This window comes from Streptomyces sp. NPDC048442, assembly GCF_040651475.1.
GTDB lineage: Bacteria > Actinomycetota > Actinomycetes > Streptomycetales > Streptomycetaceae > Streptomyces.
Window position 1 is genome coordinate 229264 of the sequence record NZ_JBEZKB010000007.1, and the last position, 21972, is coordinate 251235.

Sequence of the window (21972 nt, forward strand, 5' to 3'; positions counted from 1 at the left end):
CCTCAAGGCCCGCTCCCGCTTCTTTGTCCAACCATTGCCGGCCGACGTGCCCCGGGACGGCGGAAGTTCGGCTTACCCGCCGCGCCGATACCTAGAACAATCGACCCGGCCCGTACGTGCCGACGGAACGAAGGGGGCCGGGGATGTTCCACGTCGTAGACACCACGTCGCTGCCGGCACAGGACCGGTTCGACTGGTGGTGCCAGTCGGTCAGCCGCGGCGCGGCCCCCACCCGGGTCAGCAGCGAGCACGCCGCCGACTTCGCCGGAAGGGTCGGCATGCTCTCCGCGGGCCCCCTGCACGCGACCGCCATGGGTTTCCCCACGCTCCGCTCCGAGCGCACGCCGCACCTCATCAGGCAGTCCGACCCGGAGACGTACGAACTGACGCTGATCCTGGACGGAACGATGAGCGTGACGCAGAACCGCACCGAAGCCCTGCTGACGGGCGGCGACTTCGTCATGTGGAGCTCGTCGCGCCCGTACACCGGCCTCGTCACCGGCGCGGGAGAGGCCGGGCCCCGCCAGGGGCAGGGGATGGTGCTGCACCTCCCCAGAACGCTCCTGCCCCTTCCCGAGCACCGGATCGGCGGGCTTCTCGCCACCCGCCTCCCGGCCGCCTCCGGCATCGGCGCCGTCCTCGCCCGGCACCTGCGCGCACTGCTCGACGAAGCCCCCCGCCTGGAGGAGTCCGCGGCCGCCGCGACAGGAGAGGCCACGCTGCACCTGGTGCACTCCTTCCTGGCGACCCACCTCGGCGGGCCGGTGACCCTGGAGCCGGAGACGCGCAGCGCGGCGCTGCTGGCCCGGATGGAGACGTTCATCGAACAGAACCTCGCCGACCCCGGGCTCACCCCGCACACCATCGCCGCCCGCCACCACGTCTCCGTACGCCTGGTGCACCACCTCTTCGGCAGGCGGCCGGAGACGGTGTCGGCGTTCATCCGCCGCCGCCGTCTCGAACAGTGCCGCTCCGACCTGGCCGACCGGCGGCTGGACCCGCTGCCGGTGCACGCCGTGGCCGCCCGCAACGGCCTCGGCGACCCCGCCGGATTCAGCCGCCACTTCAAGCGGACGTACGGAATGCCGCCCGCCGAGTACCGGAGGAGCCTGCGGGGGCACGAGGGGAACTGACCGCACGCAAGAACAAGATGCCTTGCACCGACACCCAATGACGCCCCCGGGGCCGCAGGGGATGATCGGGCACAAGGCGGCGCGGGCGGCTCGGACCCGGCGGACCGGGCGCACCGGCCGACGGCGTGCAGGGGGGCCGGAGCCTCCGCGGCCCGAGCCGCGCCCGCCGCCGGGGTCGGCACCGGGAGGACCATTCGCCACCCGGTGCCGAGCCGCCACCCCTCTGCTTCCGCGCGAGGGCTGGTAGCGATGGGCACAATGGGGTAGATACGAGTGGGTAGAACCGGTCGGTAGCCGTACAGGCTCATTGGGACGGTACGGCGTCCTCCGGGTCCTTGATCCCGACTCGCGGCGAGGTGAGCCTCATGTCCGCACCACACGCATCCGACGCACCGCACGGCCGGCAGCCCAAAGTCACCGGCCCCAAAGTCACCGGCCCCAAAGTTTCAGAACGTGAGGCCCGGCAGGTCGCCGAGGCCGCCCGTGAGCAGGACTGGCGCAAGCCCAGCTTCGCCAAGGAGCTCTTTCTCGGCCGCTTCCGCCTCGACCTCATCCACCCCCACCCGCTGCCCCCGGCAGAGGACAGCGAGCGCGGCGAGGCCTTTCTCGCCAAGCTGCGCGCGTTCTGCGAGAGCGAGATCGACGGCGCCCGCATCGAGCGCGAGGCCCGCATCCCCGACGAGACGGTCAACGGGCTCAAGGAGCTCGGCGCGCTCGGCATGAAGATCGACCGGAAGTACGGGGGCCTGGGGCTGACCCAGGTGTACTACAACAAGGCGCTCGCCCTGGTCGGCTCCGCCAGCCCCGCGCTCGGCGCGCTGCTCTCCGCACACCAGTCCATCGGCGTACCGCAGCCGCTCAAGCTCTTCGGCACCCAGGAGCAGCGGGACGCCTTCCTGCCGCGTCTCGCCCGCACCGACATCTCCGCGTTCCTGCTCACCGAGCCGGACGTCGGCTCGGACCCGGCGCGGCTGGCCACCTCCGCCGTACCTGACGGGGACGGCTCGTACGTCCTCGACGGCGTGAAGCTGTGGACCACCAACGGCGTCGTCGCGGACCTCCTCGTCGTCATGGCCCGCGTCCCGAGGACCGACAGCAGCAAGGGCGGCATCACCGCCTTCGTCGTCGAGGCCGACTCCCCGGGCATCACCGTCGAGCACCGCAACGCCTTCATGGGCCTGCGCGGCCTGGAGAACGGCGTCACCCGCTTCCACCAGGTCAAGGTCCCCGCCGCGAACCGCATCGGGCCTGAGGGTGCAGGGCTCAAGATCGCGCTCACCACGCTCAACACCGGGCGGCTCTCCCTTCCCGCCATGTGCGTCGGCGCCGGAAAGTGGTGCTTGAAGATCGCCCGCGAGTGGTCGGCGGTGCGCGAGCAGTGGGGCAAGCCGGTCGCCCTCCACGAGGCGGTCGGTGCCAAGATCTCCTTCATCGCCGCCACCACCTTCGCCCTCGAAGCCGTACTCGACCTGTCGTCGCAGATGGCTGACGAGGACCGCAACGACATCCGCATCGAGGCGGCGCTGGCCAAGCTGTACGGGTCCGAGATGGCCTGGCTGATGGCCGACGAGCTGGTGCAGATCCGGGGCGGCCGGGGCTTCGAGACCGCCGACTCGCTGGCCGCGCGCGGCGAACGCGCCGTACCCGCCGAGCAGATCCTCCGCGACCTGCGCATCAACCGGATCTTCGAGGGCTCGACGGAGATCATGCATCTCCTCATCGCCCGCGAGGCCGTCGACGCCCACCTCAAGGTGGCGGGGGACCTGATCGACCCGGACAAGACGCTCGGCGACAAGGCGCGGGCGGGCGCGCAGGCGAGTGGCTTCTATGCCCGCTGGCTGCCCAAGCTGGTCGCCGGGCCGGGTCAACTCCCGCGCAGCTACCGTGAGTTCCATCCGCAGGGTCACCCCGATCTGTCCGGCCATCTCCGCTACGTCGAGCGCACTTCCCGCAAGCTGGCCCGCTCCACCTTCTACGCGATGTCCCGCTGGCAGGGCCGCATGGAGACCAAGCAGGGCTTCCTCGGCCGGATCGTCGACATCGGCGCCGAGCTGTTCGCGATGAGCGCGGCCTGTGTACGGGCCGAACTCCTGCGCACCACCGAGGACTACGGCCGCGAGGCCTACCAGCTCGCCGACGTCTTCTGCCGCCAGTCCCGCATCCGCGTCGAAGAACTCCTGAACCGACTCTGGACCAACACCGACGACCTCGACCACAAGGTGGTCCAGGGCGTCCTCTCCGGCACGTACACCTGGCTGGAGCAGGGCATCGTCGACCCCAGCGACGACGGCCCGTGGATCGCCGACGCCACCCCGGGCCCGGCGAAGGAGGACAACGTGCACCGGCCGATCCGCTGACCGAAGCCAGTAATGGTCAACAGGTGACACCGCGACTTCCCGTGCCCCACGATGAACACATGAACCAGGGGTACGGGAAGAAGCGCACGGCGGCACGGACGATTCTGGCGGCGGTGGCGGCGGTCGTGTCCTGCACGGCCGCCCTGACGGCCTGCGGCGCACCGGCCGAGCCCGCCGCCCGCACCGACGGCAAGCCGGCTGCCGCGCCCGAGCCCCTCTCCCAGACCGCCCTCACCGCCCGCGCCCTCACCCCCGGCGAGGAGGCCGGCCCGTACCGCACCGCCGAGTACACCGTCTCCGGCGGCCCGCCGAGCGACGACTACACCGCGGCCCCCGCCGTCTGCCAGCCCCTCGTCGGGCTCCGCGCGGCCCGCGGCGGCCCCGCCGCCCAGGTCCACCGCAGGCTCGCCGACCCCGGGGAGCCGCAGGGCGCCGACGTCGCCGTGCAGTTGCGTACGTACGCGGCCGGGCGTGCGGCCGGTGTGCTGGAAGACCTGCGCACCGCCGGGCAGAAGTGCGCGGGCGGCTTCGCCGAGGTGCGCGGGACGAACCGGGGCACGTACACGGGCGTCGGGAAGCTGCCCGCCCCTGCCGGGGTCGGCGACGAGGCGCAGGCGTTCCGGCTCGCGCTGCTCGACGGCAAGGGCGGTGCCACGTCGTACGAGTACCTCACCGTCGTGCGGTCCGGGCCCACCGTGCTCTCCTTCCGGGCCCAGACCCTGGAGGGCACGGACCTCGGGGGCGTACCGCGGGAGATCGTGGACGCGCAGTGGGAGAAATTCAGCAGCCTCAAGCATTGACCCTCGTCGCATTCCGTCCCACCCGTACACAACTCTCCTTGCGGCAGCGGAACTTAGCCCAGACAATGGTCCGCCTCAGCGAGGGGGAATTCCGATGCCGGGTTTCGGTCTGGGGCGGGTCACCAACAAAATCATGCGCGCGGGCGAGGGCCGTATGCTGCGCAGGCTGCAGAGAATCGTCGAAGAGGTCAATCTCTTCGGCGCGGAGTACCGCGAACTCGCCGACGAGGAACTCCAGTCGCTCACCGGGGAATTCAAGGAGCGGCTCACCGGCGGCGAGAGCCTCGACGATCTCCTGCCGGAAGCATTCGCCGCGATGCGCGAAGCGGCCCGGCGCACTCTCGGAATGCGTCACTTCGACGTACAGATCATGGGCGGTGCGGCCCTCCACCTCCAGTGCGTGGCCGAAATGCGTACGGGGGAGGGGAAAACCCTCGTCGCCACCCTCCCGCTCTATCTGAACGCGCTCACCGGAAAGGGCGCCCACCTCGTCACCGTCAACGACTACCTGGCCGAGCGCGACGCCGCCTGGATGGGCAGGGCGTACCGCTTCATGGGGCTGACCGTCGGCGTCATCAAGGCCGACATGGTACCGGCCGACCGGCGCGCCGCCTACGGCTGCGACATCACCTACGGCACCAACACCGAATTCGGCTTCGACTATCTCCGCGACAACATGGCCTGGTCGCTCACCGAACTCGTCCAGCGCGGCCACCACTTCGCCGTAGTCGACGAAGCGGACTCCATTCTCATCGACGAGGCCCGCACCCCGCTCATCATTTCGGGACCCGCCGACCAGCCCACCAAATGGTATTCCGTCTTCGTGAAAATGGTCGCGCACATGGAAGGCGTACTCGTTCAGGAGGAGCGGTTCAACACCCAGCAGCAGAAGGACGAACTCGCCGACATCCGGGCCCGCCACCACTACGAATACGACCCCAAGAAGCGCACCGTCGCCATTCTCGACCGCGGCATCGAATACCTGGAGGACCAGCTCGGCATCGACAACTTCTACGACTCCGCGCACACCCCGCTCATCGGCCACCTCAACAACGCCATCAAGGCCAAGGAACTCTTCCGCAAGGACAAGGACTACGTCGTCATGGACGGCGAGGTCCTGATCGTCGACGAGCACACCGGCCGCCTGCTGGCCGGCCGCCGCTACAACGAAGGACTCCACCAGGCCATCGAGGCCAAGGAAGAGGTGGAGATCAAGAATGAGAACCAGACCCTCGCCACCGTCACCCTGCAGAACTTCTTCCGCCTCTACGGCAAGGGCCTGTCCGGAATGACCGGCACCGCCATGACCGAGGCCGCCGAGTTCCACCAGATCTACAAGCTCCAGGTGGTGCCGGTGCCCACCAACCGGCCCATGGTCCGCCGCGACGAACCCGACCTCATCTACCGCACCGAGGACGCCAAGTACGCGGCCGTCGTGGACGACATCGCCGAGAAGTACGCCGAGGGCCAGCCCGTCCTGGTCGGCACCGTCTCCGTCGAGAAGTCCGAGTACCTCTCCGGTCTGCTGCGCCGCCGCGGCATCCCGCACGAGGTCCTCAACGCCCGCAACCACCAGCGCGAGGCCCAGATCGTCGCCCGCGCCGGACACCGGGGCGCGGTCACCGTCGCCACCAACATGGCGGGCCGCGGCACCGACATCATGCTCGGCGGCAGCCAGGACCCCGTGGAGCCGGGGGAGTCCGAGGAGCCGGGAGAGCCGGGGGAGTCCGAGGAGCCGGTGAACCTGGACAAACAGGACCGTACCGCCGCTTCCGAACAGGACCGTACCGCCGCCTCCGAAGAGGTCAAAGCCCTCGGCGGCCTCTACGTCCTGGGCACCGAACGCCACGAGTCCCGCCGCATCGACAACCAGCTCCGCGGCCGCTCAGGACGCCAGGGCGACCCCGGCGCCTCCCGCTTCTACCTCTCCCTAGAGGACAGCCTGATGCGGCTCTTCCGCGCCCAGGCCGTCGACCGCGTCATGACCATGGCGAACCTCCCCGACGCCGTCCCCATCGAGAACAAGCTGGTCACCCGCGCCGTCGCCTCCGCCCAGGCCCAGATCGAGCGGCAGAACTTCGAGGCCCGCAAGGACCTCCTGAAGTACGACGAAGTCATGGACCGCCAGCGCAAGCTCGTCTACAGCGAACGCCGCCGCGTCCTCGAAGGCGAGGACCTCACCTCCCAGATCAGCCACTTCATGGACGACACCACCGACGCGTACATCGCGGCCGCGACCGCCGAGGGGTTCGCCGAGGAATGGGACCTGGACCGCCTCTGGACGGCGCTGCGCCAGCTCTACCCGTGCACCTTCACCGTCGCCGGGCTGCGCGAGAACCCCGACCTCACCCCCGAGACCCTCGCCGACGTCGTACGGCAGGACATCCACGAGCGGTACGCGGCCCGCGAGGCCGAGCTCGGCGCCGACACCCTGCGCGACCTGGAACGCCGCGTAGTCCTCGCCGTACTGGACCGCAAATGGCGTGAACACCTCTACGAGATGGACTACTTGAGGGAAGGGATCGGCCTGCGCTACATGCTCGGCCGCGAACCCGTCTTCGAGTATCAGCGCGAGGGGTTCGAGCTGTTCACCGCCATGATGGAAGCCATCAAGGAGGAGAGCGTCGGCTTCCTCTTCCACCTGGAGGTCGCGGCCACCGAGAACACTGAGCCCGCCGCGGACCTGGCGCCCCGCCAGGACGACCACCTCCGGTTCAGCGCCCCCAGCATGGACACCGAGGACGGCGTCGTCACCCGCGAGAACGACCGGTAACGGGCCTGCTGCGGTACGGAAGCGGGGGCGCGCTGTCCACCGGCCCCCGCGCGCGGGCCACAATGGGAGGATGACCGACAGTCCAGCCCCTCTCGCCGACCCGCACCTCCGCTTCGGAGCCGTGACCGAAGGGCCGCGCGACGTCGTCGTCCTCGGCTCCACCGGGTCGATCGGCACCCAGGCCATCGACCTGGTGCTGCGCAACCCCGACCGCTTCCGGATCACCGCGCTGTCCGCGGCGGGATCCCAGGTGGACCTGCTCGCCGACCAGGCGCGGCAGCTGAAGGTACGCACCGTGGCGGTCGCCCGCGAGGAGGCGGCGCCCGCCCTGCGCGAGGCACTGCGCGCGAGGTACGGCACGGAGCCGCTGCCCGAGATCCTGGCCGGACCCGACGCCGCCACCCACCTCGCCGCCTCCGACTGCCACACCGTCCTCAACGGCATCACGGGCTCCATCGGTCTCGCGCCCACCCTCGCCGCCCTCGAAGCGGGCCGCACCCTCGCGCTCGCCAACAAGGAATCGCTGATCGTCGGCGGCCCCCTGGTCAAGGCCCTCGCGAAGCCCGGCCAGATCATCCCCGTCGACTCCGAGCACGCCGCGCTCTTCCAGGCCCTGGCCGGCGGAAAGCGCAGCGACGTCCGCAAGCTCGTGGTCACCGCGTCGGGCGGCCCGTTCCGCGGACGTACGAGGGCGGAGCTGGCGGGCGTCACCCGCGAGGACGCACTCGCCCACCCCACCTGGGCGATGGGCCCCGTCATCACCGTCAACTCGGCGACCCTCGTCAACAAGGGCCTGGAAGTCATCGAGGCGCACCTCCTCTACGACATCCCCTTCGACCGCATCGAGGTCGTCGTCCACCCCCAGTCGTACGTGCACTCCATGGTGGAGTTCGTGGACGGCTCGACCCTCGCCCAGGCCACCCCGCCCGATATGCGCGGCCCCATCGCGCTCGGTATCGGCTGGCCCGAACGGGTTCCTGACGCGGCCCCCGCCTTCGACTGGTCCAAGGCCTCCACCTGGGAATTCTTCCCCCTGGACACCGAGGCGTTCCCCTCCGTGGGACTCGCCCGTCACGTCGGAACGCTCGCGGGCACGGCTCCGGCGGTGTTCAATGCCGCGAACGAGGAATGCGTGGACGCGTTCCTCGCGGGACGGCTGCCTTTCACAGGAATCGTGGATACGGTCGCGGAAGTCGTGGCCGAACACGGAACTCCGGTAGCGGGAACCTCCCTCACGGTCGCGGACGTCCTGGAAGCAGAAACCTGGGCGCGCACCCGCGCCCGTGAACTGGCAGCCCACAAGGCAACGAAGGCAACAGCGGAGGCCCGCGCATGACGTCCATCCTGTTGACGGTCCTCGGGATAGTCATCTTCTTCGTCGGGCTGCTCCTCTCGATCGCCCTGCACGAACTCGGCCACCTCTCGTTCGCGAAGCTCTTCGGCGTCCGGGTGCCCCAGTACATGGTCGGCTTCGGCCCCACCATCTGGTCGAAGAAGAAGGGCGAGACCGAGTACGGCATCAAGGCCATCCCGCTCGGCGGCTACATCCGCATGATCGGCATGTTCCCGCCCGGTGCCGACGGCCGCATCGAGGCCCGCTCCACCTCACCGTGGCGCGGCATGATCGAGGACGCCCGCTCGGCGGCGTACGAGGAGCTCCAGCCCGGCGACGAGACGCGGCTCCTCTACACGCGCAAGCCGTGGAAGCGCTTCGTCGTGATGTTCGCCGGACCCTTCATGAACCTGATCGTGGCCTTCGTGCTGTTCCTCGGCGTGTTCATGATCATCGGCCAGAACAAGTCGACCACCACCGTCGACAACGTCGTCCCGTGCGTGGTCTCGCAGAGCGAGAACCGCGAGTGCAGGGCGAGCGACCCGGCGTCGCCCGCCAAGGCGGCCGGACTCCAGAAGGGCGACCGGATCGTCGCCTTCCAGGGGCAGCCGGTGGCCGACTGGGCGGCCCTCTCCGACCGCATCCGCGAGTCCAGGGGCCAGGTCAGCGTCACCGTCGACCGCGGCGGCGAGCAGAAGGTCCTCACTACCAAGGTGCTGACCAACAAGGTCCTGGCCAAGGACGCCGACGGCAACCCGATCAAGGACAAGTACGTCGAGGCCGGCTACCTCGGCTTCGGCCCTTCCGCCGCCATCACCCCGCTCACCTTCGGCGAGTCCATCGACCAGATGGGCACCATGTTCCAGTCGGGCCTCGACTCCCTCGTCGCACTCCCGTCCAAGGTCCCCGACCTGTGGAACGCGGCGTTCAACGGCGAGGAGCGCAAGGCGGACTCCCCGATGGGCGTCGTCGGAGCGGCCCGCGTCGGCGGCGAGATCATGGGCCTCGGCCTGCCCACCGACACCACCATCGGCTTCATGCTGACGCTCGTCGCGGGCTTCAACCTGTCGCTCTTCCTGTTCAACATGCTGCCGCTGCTCCCGCTCGACGGCGGGCACATGGCGGGAGCCCTGTGGGAGTCCCTGCGCCGCAATCTGGCGAAGGTCTTCAAGCGGCCCGACCCGGGCCCCTTCGACGTCGCCAAGCTCATGCCGGTCGCGTACGTCGTCGCGGGACTGTTCATCTGCTTCACGGCACTGGTGCTGATCGCGGATGTGGTGAACCCCGTCCGCATCTCCTGAAGCCCCGGCACGCCCCCGTCACCGGCGCCCCTTCGGGGGCGCCGTTTTCTGGGTTCCATTGAGTGGATTTGTCGACGGGGTGCACTCCGGTCATTCGAGGTGACGTACGCTCGAAGACCTGTAAGTCCGGAGCCCGCCGATCGTCTCGGGACCTAGATCCACACTTGGGGTTGCACAGCAGATGACTGCAATTTCTCTCGGAATGCCCGCCGTTCCGACGAAGCTCGCCGACCGGAGGATCAGCCGCAAGATCCAGGTCGGTACCGTCGCGGTCGGCGGGGACGCACCCGTGTCGGTGCAGTCGATGACGACCACCCGTACGTCCGACATCGGCGCGACGCTGCAGCAGATCGCCGAGCTCACCGCGTCCGGCTGCCAGATCGTCCGCGTCGCCTGCCCGACGCAGGACGACGCCGACGCCCTCGCCACGATCGCGCGCAAGTCGCAGATCCCGGTGATCGCCGACATCCACTTCCAGCCGAAGTACGTCTTCGCCGCGATCGACGCGGGCTGCGCGGCGGTCCGCGTCAACCCGGGCAACATCAAGCAGTTCGACGACAAGGTGAAGGAGATCGCGCACGCCGCGAAGGACTCCGGCACCCCGATCCGCATCGGCGTCAACGCGGGCTCCCTCGACGCCCGGCTCCTCAAGAAGTACGGCAAGGCCACCCCGGAGGCCCTCGTCGAGTCCGCCCTCTGGGAGGCGTCCCTCTTCGAGGAGCACGGCTTCGGCGACATCAAGATCTCGGTCAAGCACAACGACCCGGTCGTGATGGTCAACGCCTACCGCCAGCTCGCCGCCCAGTGCGACTACCCGCTGCACCTCGGCGTCACCGAGGCGGGCCCCGCCTTCCAGGGCACCATCAAGTCGGCCGTCGCCTTCGGCGCCCTGCTCTCCGAGGGCATCGGCGACACCATCCGCGTCTCCCTCTCGGCTCCGCCGGTCGAGGAGATCAAGGTCGGCATCCAGATCCTGGAGTCCCTCAACCTCAAGCCGCGCCGCCTGGAGATCGTCTCCTGCCCGTCCTGCGGCCGCGCCCAGGTCGACGTGTACAAGCTCGCCGAGGAGGTCACGGCCGGGCTCGAAGGCATGGAGGTGCCGCTGCGCGTCGCCGTCATGGGCTGTGTCGTCAACGGCCCCGGCGAGGCCCGTGAGGCCGATCTCGGCGTCGCCTCCGGCAACGGCAAGGGCCAGATCTTCGTCAAGGGCGAGGTCATCAAGACCGTCCCCGAGTCGAAGATCGTCGAGACCCTCATCGAAGAGGCGATGAAGATCGCCGAGCAGATGGAGAGGGACGGCATCCCGTCCGGCGAGCCCGAGGTCTCCATCAGCTGACCCGTGTTTCTCCGCCTGCCGAAGCCCCGCCCCGATTCCTCGGGCGCGGGGCTTTTCGGTCCGGCTGGGCGCTTTCGAACCTGCCCGGTACAGTGCGGAGATCAGCGATCCGTACGGTGAGGCCCTCTACGTGTTGACGACGACCACCTGCCGCGTCCTCGCCCCCGGCGATCTGGGCGAGGCGCTCGCCCTGCTGGAGAGCGAGCCCGTCAACAACGCCTTCGTGGCCGCCCGGGTCCAGGTCGCGGGCCTCGACCCCTGGCGCCTCGGCGGCGAGATGTGGGGCTGGTACGAGGACGGGCGGCTGCGCAGCCTCTGCTACTCCGGCGCCAACCTCGTCCCGATCTGCGCCACCCAAGAGGCCGTCCGCGCCTTCGCCGAGCGAGCCCGCCGCACCGGCCGCCGCTGCTCCTCGATCGTCGGCCCCGCCGAGGCCACCGCCCCGCTGTGGCGCCTCCTCGAACCGAGCTGGGGCCCCGCCCGCGACGTCCGCGCCCACCAGCCCCTGATGGTCACGGAGACACTGCCCCCCGACATCACGCCCGACCCGCTCGTCCGCCGCATCCGCAAGGACGAAATGGAAGCGATCATGCCGGCGTGCGTGGCGATGTTCACCGAGGAGGTCGGCGTCTCCCCGATGGCGGGCGACGGCGGACTCCTCTACCAGGCCCGGGTCGCCGAACTCGTCGCCGCGGGGCGGTCGTTCGGGCGCATAGAGGACGGCAAGGTCGTCTTCAAGGCGGAGATCGGCGCGGCCACCTCCGCCGCCTGTCAGATCCAGGGCGTCTGGGTCGCCCCCGAGCACCGGGGCCGCGGGCTGTCCGTGAGCGGGATGACCGCTGTGCTGCGTTACGCCCTCGCGGACGTCGCCCCCGTCGTCAGCCTCTATGTCAACGACTTCAACACCCCGGCCAGGGCGTCGTACCGGCGGGTGGGCTTCCGCGAGGTGGGCGCCTTCATGAGCGTCCTGTTCTGAAGCGCTTTTCCGAAACGGGGGCGGCTAGGGTTTCGCCCATGACGGATGACGTACGGGTCGGCCCGCTCGACCTCGCCGCACACGTGGACGAGGCGCTCGCCGTACAGGCGGTCGCCTTCGGCCTCGGTCCGGACGAGGTGGGCGTACGGCGCCACATCGTCGTGCGGCACATGACCAGCCCGGGGGCGCGGGCCCTCGGCGCGACGACCGGGGACGGCCGGCTGGTCGGCTTCGTGTACGGCATGCCGAACGACCGTGCCCACTGGTGGTCCACCATCGTCGAGCCCTACCTCCGGCACACCGGGCGGGACGGATGGCTCGACGGCTCCTTCGTCATCACCGAACTCCACGTCCATCCGGACTTCCAGGCCCGCGGCATCGGCCGCGCCCTGATCACGTCCCTCACGGACACGGCCACCGAGCCCCGCTCGATCCTCTCCGCCATCGACATCGAAAGCCCGGCCCGCGGCCTCTACCGCTCCCTCGGCTACGTGGACCTGGCCGAACAGGTCCACTTCCCGAGCGCCCCCCGCCCCTACGCGGTAATGGGCGCACCACTCCCGCTGACGCGGGGCTAGGGCGGGGCGGATCGGTGGGCATCGTGCGGGTGCGTCGTGGCTGGTCGCGCAGTTCCCCGCGCCCCTAAAAGCCTGCCCCTTACCCCGCTGGCCCTCTTGGGCACGCCCGCGCCCCGTAACCGATTTCCGCCCGCCCCCACCCCCCGGCTAACCTCCTGACATCACCCTTCCGAGCAGGAGTTCACCATGGCCCAGGTCCAGCGCATGTCCCGTTTGATGGTCAAGACATTGCGTGACGACCCGGCGGACGCCGAGACACTCAGCCACAAGCTGCTGGTCCGCGCCGGTTACGTCCGTCGCAACGCCGCCGGTATCTGGACCTGGCTGCCGCTCGGCAAGAAGGTCCTCGACAACATCTCGCGCGTCGTGCGCGAGGAGATGGACGCCATCGGCGCCCAGGAGGTGCTGCTCCCCGCGCTCCTCCCCAAGGAGGCGTACGAGGCCTCCGGCCGCTGGGAGGAGTACGGCGATCTCCTCTTCCGCCTCCAGGACCGCAAGGGTGCCGACTACCTCCTCGGCCCCACGCACGAGGAGATCTTCACCCAGACGGTCAAGGACCAGTGCTCGTCCTACAAGGACCTGCCGGTGATGCTCTACCAGATCCAGACCAAGTACCGCGACGAGGCCCGTCCCCGTTCCGGCGTGCTCCGCGGCCGTGAGTTCCAGATGAAGGACTCGTACTCCTTCGACACGACCGACGAGGGCCTGGCGGAGTCCTACCGCCTGCACCGCGAGGCGTACATCAAGATCTTCAACCGTCTCGGCCTGGACCACCGCATCGTGTCCGCCGTCTCCGGCGCCATGGGCGGCTCCGCTTCCGAGGAGTTCCTCGCCCCGGCCGCCGCCGGCGAGGACACCTTCGCCGACTGCCCGAACTGCGACTACGCCGCGAACACCGAGGCCGTCACGTTCGCGCTCACCCCCGTCGAAGGCGCCGCGCACCCCGCCGCCGAGGACATCGCCACCCCCGACACCCCCACCATCGAGACCCTCGCCGCCCAGCTCGGCGTCGACGCCTCCGCGACCCTGAAGAACCTCCTGGTGAAGATCGACGGCGAGATCGTCGCGGTCGGCGTCCCGGGCAACCGCGAGGTCGACCTCGGCAAGCTGGGCGAGCACCTCGCCCCGGCCGTGGTCGAGCTGGTCACCGCCGAGGACTTTGAGGGCCGTGACGACCTCGTACGCGGCTACGTCGGACCGCAGGGCCTCGCCAAGGTCCGCTACATCGCCGACCCCCGCGTCGCTCCCGGCACCGCCTGGATCACCGGCGCCAACAAGGCCGACACGCACGCCAAGAACGTCGTCGCCGGCCGCGACTTCGAGGTCGACGACTACCTCGACGTCGTCGTCGTCGAAGAGGGCGACCCGTGCCCCAAGTGCGGCACCGGCCTCAAGCTGGACCGCGCCATCGAGATCGGCCACATCTTCCAGCTCGGCCGCAAGTACGCCGACACGTTCTCCCTCGACGTACTCGGCCAGCAGGGCAAGCCGGTCCGCGTGACCATGGGCTCGTACGGCATCGGCGTCTCGCGCGCCGTGGCCGCCCTCGCCGAGCAGTCCGCCGACGACAAGGGCCTGTGCTGGCCCGCCGAGATCGCCCCGGCCGACGTGCACGTCGTCGCGGCGGGCAAGGCGCTCCAGACGGAGCTGGCCGTCGAGGTCGCCGAGAAGCTGGGGCAGGCCGGTCTGCGCGTCCTGGTCGACGAGCGCCCCGGCGTCTCGCCGGGCGTGAAGTTCACCGACTCCGAGCTGATCGGCGTCCCGAAGATCCTGGTCGCCGGCCGCCGCGCCGCCGACGGCGTCCTGGAACTGAAGGACCGCCGCACCGGCGAGCGCGAGGAACTGACGGTCGACGAGGCCATCGCCCGTCTGACCGCATAGACGCACGCAGGAGGGGCCCGCACTCGTCACGAGTGCGGGCCCCTCCTGCGTCGCGGGAAGCCCGCCTACAGCCAGCTCGCGAACTCCAGCAGCATCTCGCCGTCCTGGGTCCGTCCCGCCGCCAGCGCCCGCGTCCCCGACTCGACCGCGCGGAACAGTGTCCAGCCGTGCAGCCGCTCCCGGTCCACGTCGAGGGAGTCGGCCAGCCGGTTGATCCGGCGGCGGGTGGCGGGGGATCCCGCCGCGGTCGCGATCTGGTCGTCGATACGGTCGCGGACGAGGCGTGCCAGGTCGTAGGCGCGCTCGCCCACCAGGGGATCGGGGCCGACCGCCAGCCACGGTGTGCGGTCGCCGCCGAGCACCTTTCCCTGCCTGAAGTTGCCGTGCAGGAGGAGGAGTTCGGGGGAGGCGGCCACCAACTCGTCGCGGGCCGCGAGGGCCGCGTCGACCAGCGGGGTCAGCTCCCCGGGAGCCTCGCGCATCGGTGCGCACTGACGGGCCGTGCGCTCCTCGACGGTCTCGAAGGGGTGCGCGTCGGCGGGCGCCACCCACAGCTTTCGTACGACTCCGGCGGCCTCCAGGAGCGCCTTCGCCTCCGGCAGCGAACGCAGCGACACCTCGCAGTGCAGCCGTTCGAGGAGGAGGGCGCCGTCGCCCGCGGCCGGGTCGTCGGCGAGCTGTACGGCGCCCCAGCCGTCCCAGTGGGCGAGCGCCGCCCGCTCCCGCTCCGGGTGGGCCGCCCCGGGCGCGAGCTTCAGCGCTCCGTGGCTTCCGTCGGCGCGCCGGACCAGCACCACCATGCTGCTCCGGCCGCCGGGCGCCTGTACGCGCTCGACCGTCAACTCCCGGGCGGCGACGGCCTCCTGAGCCAGCGTCGGCAGTTGCCCCAGCCAGTCGGCGGCGGCCGTTTCCCCCTGCGCCTCGCCCAGCGCCTTCACCAGGCGCCCAGACGGTTCGAAAGCCATAGGTGGGGTGTTCTCCTTCGATTCGGAGGACTCACACGCCTTCGCGTACCGAAGTGGTCAGTTCGGCGAGCCCAGGAAAGGCTACGCTGCCGCCCTGCCAGCGGACCGCCCGCACCGCCGCCTCGCGCAGCGCCCCGGCGGCCTCGCGCCGCAGCGGGCCCTCGGAGGCGCGCACCAGGTCCGCGTACACCCCGGCCACCCGGTCCTCCAGGACGGCGGCCAGCCTTGCCGCCGACGCGGTGTCCGCCGCCGGGAACGGCAGCGCGTACGCGGCCTCCGAGACCACCGGCTTCCCGCCCAGGTCGTGCACCGTGCGGGCCAGCGCGTCGCGCCTGGCGCGGTGCGCGTCGTACGCCTCGCGCGCCTCGGCCCGCCGCTTGTCGCCGATCCGGCCGCCCACGACCCCGTACCCGTACACCGCCGCGTGCTCGGCGGCGAGTGCGGCCTGCGCCGCGTCCAGGGTGCTCATGCGGAAGCTCCGTCCGTCAGCAGGTACACGTGGACCGCGCCCGCCGCCGCCACCGACGCCAGCAGCCGGGCCAGTTCGGGGGTGGCCCGGACCACCGCGGCCAGCTGCGCGTCGGAGGCCCGCTGCTCGGCATCGGCCAGCTCGCGCACGGCGGCCTTCGATTCGGCGGCCATGCTCACCGGCGCGGTCCCTGCGGACGCCCGGCCGCTGCCGCGCAGCACCTGCGCCTGCCGGGCGACCTCCGCGCGCAGCGGCTTCAGACGTGCGGCCTCGCCGGGGTGCTTCTTCAGCAGGGCGTCGTAGTGGGCGAGCAGGTCCGTGCTCGTACGGGCCGCTCTCTCGCGCAGGCGCAGCGCGGCCTTCCGTACGGTCGTACTCGTGTCCCGGCTCGTCTCCGTACCGGCGGAACCGGAAGAAGCACCGCCGTCCGAGCAGCCGGCCAGCAGGCCCGCCGCGGCGGCCCCGCTCCAGGCCAGCGCACGTCTGCGAGTGGTGGGCGTGCGCACTGTGTCCGTCTCCCTCGGTCCCGGGGTGATCACCGCAGGCGAGCGTACCTGCGGTGTGGGTCGGGCGGACGGCAACACCCCTCCGGACCGGATACCCTTTGACCTGACACACGACGAAACAGACAACAGCACACGCGGCCGAGGAGTCACCCGGATGAGCACCACCCAGAGCGACAGGCTGCGCGAACTGCTGGAACCGCTGGTCGCCGCGAAGGACCTGGATCTTGAAGAGATCGAGGTGTCCCGGGCGGGCCGGCGCCGCATGCTGAGGATCGTCGTGGACTCGGAGGAGGGCGTCGAGCTCGACGCGTGTGCCGAGGTCAGCCGCGCGATCTCCGAGAAGCTCGACGAGAGCGACGCGATGGGCGACGAGGAGTACGTCCTCGAAGTCAGCTCCCCGGGCGCGGACCGCCCGCTCACCGAGCACCGCCACTACGTACGGGCCGTCGGCCGCCTCGTGAAGCTCACGCTGACCGACGACGCCGAGCTGATCGCCCGCATCCTCGTCGTCGACGAGGCCGGGCTCGACCTGGAAGTGCCGGGCGTGAAGGGGCGCAAGCCCACCGCCCGCCGCGTGGAATTCGCCGACATCGCGAAGGCCCGCATCGAGGTCGAGTTCAACCGCAAGGACCAGAACGAAGAAGACGTGACCGACGAGAAGGAAGAGGAGGCGTAGCCGTGGACATCGACATGAGCGCCCTGCGGGGTCTGGTACGGGAGAAGGAGATCTCCTTCGAGGTACTGGTCGAGGCGATCGAGCAGGCCCTCCTCATCGCCTACCACCGCACCGACGGCAGTTTCCGCCGTGCCCGCGTGAAGCTCGACCGTGAGAGCGGCTCGATCAAGGTGTGGGCGAAGGAGGACCCGGCGGACCTCGAAGAGGGCCAGGAGCCCAAGGAGTTCGACGACACTCCGGACGACTTCGGCCGCATCGCCGCCAGCACCGCCAAGCAGGTCATCCTGCAGCGTCTGCGCGACGCCGAGGACGACCAGACCTTCGGCGAGTACGCCGGCATCGAGGGCGAGGTCGTCGTCGGCCTGGTCCAGCAGGGCAAGGACCCGAAGAACGTACTTGTCGACATCGGCAAGCTGGAGGCCATCCTGCCGGTGCAGGAGCAGGTCCCCGGCGAGGAGTACACGCACGGCCTGCGCCTGCGCACCTTCGTCGTCCGCGTCGCCAAGGGCGTCCGCGGCCCGTCCGTGACCCTGTCGCGCACGCACCCCAACCTGGTCAAGAAGCTCTTCGCGCTGGAGGTCCCGGAGATCGCCGACGGTTCGGTGGTCATCGAGGCCATCGCCCGCGAGGCCGGTCACCGCACCAAGATCGCGGTCCGCTCGACACGCTCCGGCATCAACCCCAAGGGCGCCTGCATCGGCCCGATGGGCAGCCGTGTGCGCAATGTCATGGCGGAGCTGCACGGCGAGAAGATCGACATCGTCGACTGGTCCGACGACCCGGCCGAGATGGTCGCCAACGCGCTGTCCCCGGCCCGGGTCTCCAAGGTCGAGGTCGTCGACATGTCGACGCGCTCCGCCCGGGTGACCGTGCCGGACTACCAGCTGTCGCTCGCCATCGGCAAGGAGGGCCAGAACGCCCGCCTCGCCGCCCGCCTCACCGGCTGGCGCATCGACATCCGCCCCGACACCGAGGAGCTCGGTGAGGGCGAGGAGCCGGGCGAGTACCGGCGTGACAGCGGTGAGGGACGGGACCGCCGGGACGACCGCGGCTGACCGTGCCGTACGTGACGAGGTGAGCCCGGGTGAGACCCGGGCCACATCGTTTTTTGGACCAATCTTGAGCGAGCAGGCTTTCGATTCTTGCCCCAAAGGGGTGAGGTCGGTGCGGGGAGGTAGACTTAGTCGTGTCTGGCCAAACGCATACCGGCGCATGCCCTGAGCGAACCTGTGTGGGTTGCAGGGAGCGAGCGGCCAAGAGCGATCTGCTGCGCATCGTGATGATCGAGGGTGAATGCGTCCCCGATCCTCGCGGTACGCTGCCCGGCCGGGGTGCTTACGTACACCCCGCCTCTGCCTGTTACGACCTGGCGGTCCGCCGCCGGTCGTTTCCCCGGGCCTTTCGGGGCCAGGGCCCGCTGGATACCGCGCCACTGGAGAAATACGTGGCGCGGTACGTCGAGCAGGCGACACCGTAAGACGTAACAAACGAACGGCACGGGTCCCCGTGCGGTCAGGTACCTCGCGAGTTGGAAGTAGGTCGAGATTGCGATGAGCACTCGATGAGTACGCGATGAGTACGCCCATGAAGTAGCGACGGTCCGGCGTTCAACCCGGACCTAAAAGGAGCGAAGTGGCTAAGGTCCGGGTATACGAACTCGCCAAGGAGTTCGGTGTTGAGAGCAAGGTCGTCATGGCCAAGCTCCAAGAACTTGGTGAATTCGTCCGTTCGGCGTCCTCGACGATCGAGGCGCCGGTTGTACGCAAGTTGACTGACGCACTGCAGGGTCCCGGCGGCAACGCCGGCAAGTCCGCAGCAAAGCCCGGCGCGCCCCGCAAGGCGACGCCTGCCAAGCCCGCGGCCCCGTCCGCGGCAACCCCGGCATCGGCGGCGGCTCCCCGCCCCGGCGCCCCCAAGCCCGGCGCACCGGCCCCCAAGCCGGCCGCCGCCGAGGCCCCCAAGAGCGAGCCCACGGCCCCCGCCGCGACGACCCCGGCCCCGGCCGCCGGTCCGCGTCCGGGCCCCAAGCCCGCAGTGGCCAAGCCGGCTCCGGTCACCCCGGTGCCGCAGGCCGAGTTCTCCGCGCCCGCCCCGGCTCAGAACGCCCCGGCCCAGGACGCTGCTCCGGCAGCGCCGCAGGCCGCGCGTCCCGCCGGTGCCACGCCCGGTCCGCGTCCGGCCCGTCCGGCCCCGGCCCAGCGTGAGAGCGCCCCCCGTGAGGGTGGCCAGCGCGACAACCGTGGTGGCGAGCGCGGCGGAGACCGCCCCGCACGTCCGGCCGGTCAGGGCGCCCCGCGCCCCGGCGGCGCCCGTCCCTCGGGTCCCCGCCCCGGCAACAACCCCTTCACCTCCGGCGGTTCCACCGGCATGGCGCGTCCGCAGACGCCCCGTCCGGGTGGCGCGCCCCGTCCCGGCGGTGCCGGTGCGCCCGGTGGCGCCCCGCGTCCGCAGGGCGGCCCCGGCGGCGCTCCGCGTCCGCAGGGTGGCCAGGGCGGCGCAGGCCGTCCGAGCCCCGGTGGCATGCCCCGCCCGCAGGGTGGTGCCCCGCGCCCCGGTGGCGCTCCCGCAGGTAACCGCCCGAACCCGGGCATGATGCCGCAGCGTCCGGCTGCCGGTACCCCCCGTCCTGGTGGCGGTCCCGGCGGTCGCGGTCCCGGTGGCGGCGCAGGCCGTCCCGGTGGCGGTGGCGGTGCTGGTCGTCCCGGTGGCGGCGGCGGCTTCGCCGGTCGTCCGGGTGGCGGCGGTGGCGGCTTCGCAGGCCGTCCGGCCGGTCCCGGCGGCGGTGGCGGCGGCTTCGCCGGTCGTCCCGGTGGCGGCGGCGGTGGACGTCCCGGCTTCGCCGGCCGTCCCGGTGGTCCCAACGCACGTGGTGGCACGCAGGGCGCCTTCGGCCGCCCCGGCGGTCCCGCGCGCCGTGGTCGCAAGTCGAAGCGTCAGAGGCGCCAGGAGTACGAGGCCATGCAGGCCCCGTCCGTGGGCGGCGTGATGCTGCCTCGCGGCAACGGACAGACCGTCCGCCTGTCGCGCGGTGCCTCGCTCACCGACTTCGCCGAGAAGATCAACGCCAACCCGGCGTCGCTCGTCGGCGTGATGATGAACCTCGGCGAGATGGTCACTGCCACGCAGTCCGTCTCCGACGAGACGCTCAAGCTGCTCGCGGACGAGATGAACTTCATCCTCGAGATCGTCAGCCCGGAGGAGGAGGACCGAGAGCTTCTCGAGTCCTTCGACATCGAGTTCGGCGAGGACGAGGGCGGCGAGGACATGCTCGTCTCCCGTCCGCCGGTCGTGACCGTCATGGGTCACGTCGACCACGGTAAGACCCGCCTTCTGGACGCGATCCGCAAGACGAACGTCGTTGCGGGCGAGGCCGGTGGCATTACGCAGCACATCGGTGCGTACCAGGTCGGCGCCGAGGTCAACGGCGAAGAGCGTCGCATCACCTTCATCGACACCCCCGGCCACGAGGCGTTCACCGCCATGCGTGCCCGTGGTGCGAAGTCCACCGACATCGCGATCCTCGTGGTCGCGGCCAACGACGGTGTGATGCCGCAGACGATCGAGGCGCTCAACCACGCCAAGGCCGCCGGTGTCCCGATCGTCGTCGCGGTCAACAAGATCGACGTCGAGGGCGCAGACCCGGTCAAGGTGCGCGGTCAGCTCACCGAATTCGGTCTGGTGGCGGAGGAGTACGGCGGCGACACGATGTTCGTCGACATCTCGGCCCGTCAGAGCCTCAACATCGAGGCCCTGCTGGAAGCGGTCATCCTGACCGCGGACGCTTCGCTCGACCTCCGGGCGAACGCCGAGATGGACGCACAGGGCATCGCGATCGAGGCCCACCTCGACAAGGGCCGCGGCGCTGTCGCCACCGTCCTCGTCCAGCGCGGTACGCTCCGCGTCGGCGACACGATGGTTGCGGGCGACGCCTACGGCCGAGTGCGCGCCATGCTCGACGACAAGGGCAACAACGTCCAGGAAGCGGGTCCCTCGACCCCCGTCCTGGTGCTGGGCCTCACCAACGTCCCCGGCGCCGGCGACAACTTCCTCGTCGTCGACGAGGACCGTACGGCTCGTCAGATCGCCGAGAAGCGTGCCGCTCGTGAGCGGAACGCGGCCTTCGCCCGCCGTGGCGTCCGGTTCTCCCTGGAGAACCTGGACGAGGCCCTCAAGGCCGGTCTGGTGCAGGACCTCAACATCATCATCAAGGGCGACGCGTCCGGTTCGGTGGAGGCTCTCGAGTCCTCGCTGCTCCAGCTCGAAGTCTCCGACGAGGTCTCCATCCGCGTCCTGCACCGTGGTGTGGGTGCGGTCACCGAGTCCGACATCGACCTGGCGACGGGTTCCGACGCCATCGTCATCGGATTCAACGTCCGTGCGGCCGGCCGTGCTCAGCAGATGGCCGAGCGCGAGGGCGTCGACGTCCGCTACTACTCGGTGATCTATCAGGCCATCGAGGAGATCGAAGCAGCGCTCAAGGGCATGCTCAAGCCGGAGTACGAGGAGGTCGAGCTCGGTACCGCGGAGATCCGCGAGATCTACCGCTCGTCCAAGCTCGGCAACATCGCGGGTGTTCTCATCCGCTCCGGCGAGGTCAAGCGCAACACCAAGGCGCGCCTCATCCGCGACGGCAAGGTCGTCGCGGAGGACCTCAACATCCAGGGTCTGCGCCGCTTCAAGGACGACGTCACCGAGATCCGCGAAGGGTTCGAGGGCGGTATCAACCTCGGCAACTTCAACGACATCAAGATCGACGACGTCATCGCGACGTACGAGATGCGGGAGAAGCCGCGCGGCTGAGCACCGTGTAGCGAGAACCGTGAGTCCGGGGCTGAGCCCCTGATGTCAGCGCGGTCGGGGCCGCTCGGCGGAGATTATTTCCGTCGAG

The 21972-nt window shown here is 70.4% G+C and carries 17 protein-coding genes; 14 read left to right on the forward strand and 3 right to left on the reverse strand.

Annotation, left to right across the window (positions count from 1 at the left end; all coding sequences use genetic code 11):
* Positions 1 to 143: 143 nt before the first annotated feature.
* The 10 genes from AB0D18_RS13825 (at position 144) to AB0D18_RS13870 (ending at position 14468) form a co-directional block, all read left to right on the forward strand.
* Positions 144 to 1133: a helix-turn-helix domain-containing protein gene (locus AB0D18_RS13825; RefSeq protein ID WP_362416458.1), complete on the forward strand. Its 990-nt coding sequence runs from the start codon at positions 144 to 146 to the stop codon at positions 1131 to 1133.
* A gap of 365 nt (positions 1134 to 1498) precedes the next feature.
* Complete coding sequence (locus AB0D18_RS13830; RefSeq protein WP_362416461.1) at positions 1499 to 3490, forward strand: acyl-CoA dehydrogenase family protein; 1992 nt, start codon at positions 1499 to 1501, stop codon at positions 3488 to 3490.
* Positions 3491 to 3549: 59 nt separating this feature from the next.
* On the forward strand, positions 3550 to 4290 hold the full coding sequence (locus AB0D18_RS13835; RefSeq protein ID WP_362416464.1) for a hypothetical protein: 741 nt from the start codon (positions 3550 to 3552) through the stop codon (positions 4288 to 4290).
* A 94-nt stretch (positions 4291 to 4384) separates the two neighbouring features.
* On the forward strand, positions 4385 to 7063 hold the full coding sequence (secA, locus tag AB0D18_RS13840; RefSeq protein ID WP_362416467.1) for a preprotein translocase subunit SecA: 2679 nt from the start codon (positions 4385 to 4387) through the stop codon (positions 7061 to 7063).
* Between the two features lie 70 nt (positions 7064 to 7133).
* Positions 7134 to 8399, forward strand: coding sequence for a 1-deoxy-D-xylulose-5-phosphate reductoisomerase (dxr, locus tag AB0D18_RS13845; protein WP_362416470.1), 1266 nt, complete (start codon positions 7134 to 7136; stop codon positions 8397 to 8399).
* Entirely contained in the window at positions 8396 to 9697 is a 1302-nt protein-coding gene (locus AB0D18_RS13850; RefSeq protein ID WP_362416473.1) for a site-2 protease family protein, read from the forward strand. Before dxr ends, AB0D18_RS13850 begins: the two co-directional genes overlap by 4 nt.
* Before the next feature lie 181 nt (positions 9698 to 9878).
* Positions 9879 to 11033 carry a flavodoxin-dependent (E)-4-hydroxy-3-methylbut-2-enyl-diphosphate synthase gene (gene ispG, locus AB0D18_RS13855; protein ID WP_362416476.1) on the forward strand — a complete coding sequence of 385 codons (1155 nt, stop codon included), beginning with the start codon at positions 9879 to 9881 and terminating at the stop codon, positions 11031 to 11033.
* A 130-nt stretch (positions 11034 to 11163) separates the two neighbouring features.
* Complete coding sequence (locus tag AB0D18_RS13860; protein ID WP_362416479.1) at positions 11164 to 12009, forward strand: GNAT family N-acetyltransferase; 846 nt, start codon at positions 11164 to 11166, stop codon at positions 12007 to 12009.
* A 38-nt stretch (positions 12010 to 12047) separates the two neighbouring features.
* On the forward strand, positions 12048 to 12587 hold the full coding sequence (locus tag AB0D18_RS13865; RefSeq protein ID WP_362416482.1) for a GNAT family N-acetyltransferase: 540 nt from the start codon (positions 12048 to 12050) through the stop codon (positions 12585 to 12587).
* 186 nt (positions 12588 to 12773) lie between these two features.
* Complete coding sequence (locus tag AB0D18_RS13870; protein WP_362416485.1) at positions 12774 to 14468, forward strand: proline--tRNA ligase; 1695 nt, start codon at positions 12774 to 12776, stop codon at positions 14466 to 14468.
* A gap of 65 nt (positions 14469 to 14533) precedes the next feature.
* On the opposite strand, the gene AB0D18_RS13875 is transcribed toward AB0D18_RS13870, so the two are convergent.
* Genes AB0D18_RS13875 through AB0D18_RS13885 form a run of 3 tightly spaced genes read right to left on the reverse strand, consistent with a single transcriptional unit; the run spans position 14534 to position 16408 of the window.
* The gene (locus AB0D18_RS13875) at positions 14534 to 15433 is read right to left on the reverse strand and encodes an aminoglycoside phosphotransferase family protein (RefSeq protein ID WP_362416488.1); all 900 of its coding nucleotides are present in this window, start codon (positions 15431 to 15433) and stop codon (positions 14534 to 14536) included.
* A 31-nt stretch (positions 15434 to 15464) separates the two neighbouring features.
* A complete protein-coding gene (locus tag AB0D18_RS13880) occupies positions 15465 to 15902 on the reverse strand; it encodes a ferritin-like domain-containing protein (protein ID WP_362416491.1) in 438 nt (145 codons plus the stop codon).
* Positions 15899 to 16408, reverse strand: coding sequence for a hypothetical protein (locus AB0D18_RS13885; RefSeq protein ID WP_362416494.1), 510 nt, complete (start codon positions 16406 to 16408; stop codon positions 15899 to 15901). The genes AB0D18_RS13880 and AB0D18_RS13885 overlap by 4 nt, the downstream gene beginning before the upstream one ends.
* A 154-nt stretch (positions 16409 to 16562) precedes the next feature.
* Between AB0D18_RS13885 and rimP the strand changes: the two genes are divergently transcribed.
* From rimP to infB, 4 genes are all read left to right on the forward strand, one after another.
* Positions 16563 to 17084, forward strand: a complete 522-nt coding sequence (rimP, locus tag AB0D18_RS13890; RefSeq protein ID WP_362416497.1) for a ribosome maturation factor RimP — start codon at positions 16563 to 16565, stop codon at positions 17082 to 17084.
* 2 nt (positions 17085 to 17086) lie between these two features.
* Positions 17087 to 18139, forward strand: coding sequence for a transcription termination factor NusA (gene nusA, locus AB0D18_RS13895; RefSeq protein ID WP_362416500.1), 1053 nt, complete (start codon positions 17087 to 17089; stop codon positions 18137 to 18139).
* 131 nt (positions 18140 to 18270) lie between these two features.
* Positions 18271 to 18561: a YlxR family protein gene (locus AB0D18_RS13900; RefSeq protein WP_362416503.1), complete on the forward strand. Its 291-nt coding sequence runs from the start codon at positions 18271 to 18273 to the stop codon at positions 18559 to 18561.
* 155 nt (positions 18562 to 18716) lie between these two features.
* Complete coding sequence (gene infB / locus AB0D18_RS13905; protein WP_362416506.1) at positions 18717 to 21884, forward strand: translation initiation factor IF-2; 3168 nt, start codon at positions 18717 to 18719, stop codon at positions 21882 to 21884.
* The last annotated feature ends 88 nt before the right edge of the window (positions 21885 to 21972 follow it).

Bases quoted from the DNA above. Each gene is read 5' to 3' on its own strand.
- rimP (WP_362416497.1), top strand. From the start codon at position 16,563: ATGAGCACCACCCAGAGCGACAGGCTGCGCGAACTGCTGGAACCGCTG.
- AB0D18_RS13870 (WP_362416485.1), top strand. From the start codon at position 12,774: ATGGCCCAGGTCCAGCGCATGTCCCGTTTGATGGTCAAGACATTGCGT.
- AB0D18_RS13835 (WP_362416464.1), top strand. From the start codon at position 3,550: ATGAACCAGGGGTACGGGAAGAAGCGCACGGCGGCACGGACGATTCTG.
- AB0D18_RS13825 (WP_362416458.1), top strand. From the start codon at position 144: ATGTTCCACGTCGTAGACACCACGTCGCTGCCGGCACAGGACCGGTTC.
- AB0D18_RS13865 (WP_362416482.1), top strand. From the start codon at position 12,048: ATGACGGATGACGTACGGGTCGGCCCGCTCGACCTCGCCGCACACGTG.
- AB0D18_RS13830 (WP_362416461.1), top strand. From the start codon at position 1,499: ATGTCCGCACCACACGCATCCGACGCACCGCACGGCCGGCAGCCCAAA.
- ispG (WP_362416476.1), top strand. From the start codon at position 9,879: ATGACTGCAATTTCTCTCGGAATGCCCGCCGTTCCGACGAAGCTCGCC.
- AB0D18_RS13875 (WP_362416488.1), bottom strand. From the start codon at position 15,433: ATGGCTTTCGAACCGTCTGGGCGCCTGGTGAAGGCGCTGGGCGAGGCG.
- AB0D18_RS13850 (WP_362416473.1), top strand. From the start codon at position 8,396: ATGACGTCCATCCTGTTGACGGTCCTCGGGATAGTCATCTTCTTCGTC.
- secA (WP_362416467.1), top strand. From the start codon at position 4,385: ATGCCGGGTTTCGGTCTGGGGCGGGTCACCAACAAAATCATGCGCGCG.
- AB0D18_RS13880 (WP_362416491.1), bottom strand. From the start codon at position 15,902: ATGAGCACCCTGGACGCGGCGCAGGCCGCACTCGCCGCCGAGCACGCG.
- dxr (WP_362416470.1), top strand. From the start codon at position 7,134: ATGACCGACAGTCCAGCCCCTCTCGCCGACCCGCACCTCCGCTTCGGA.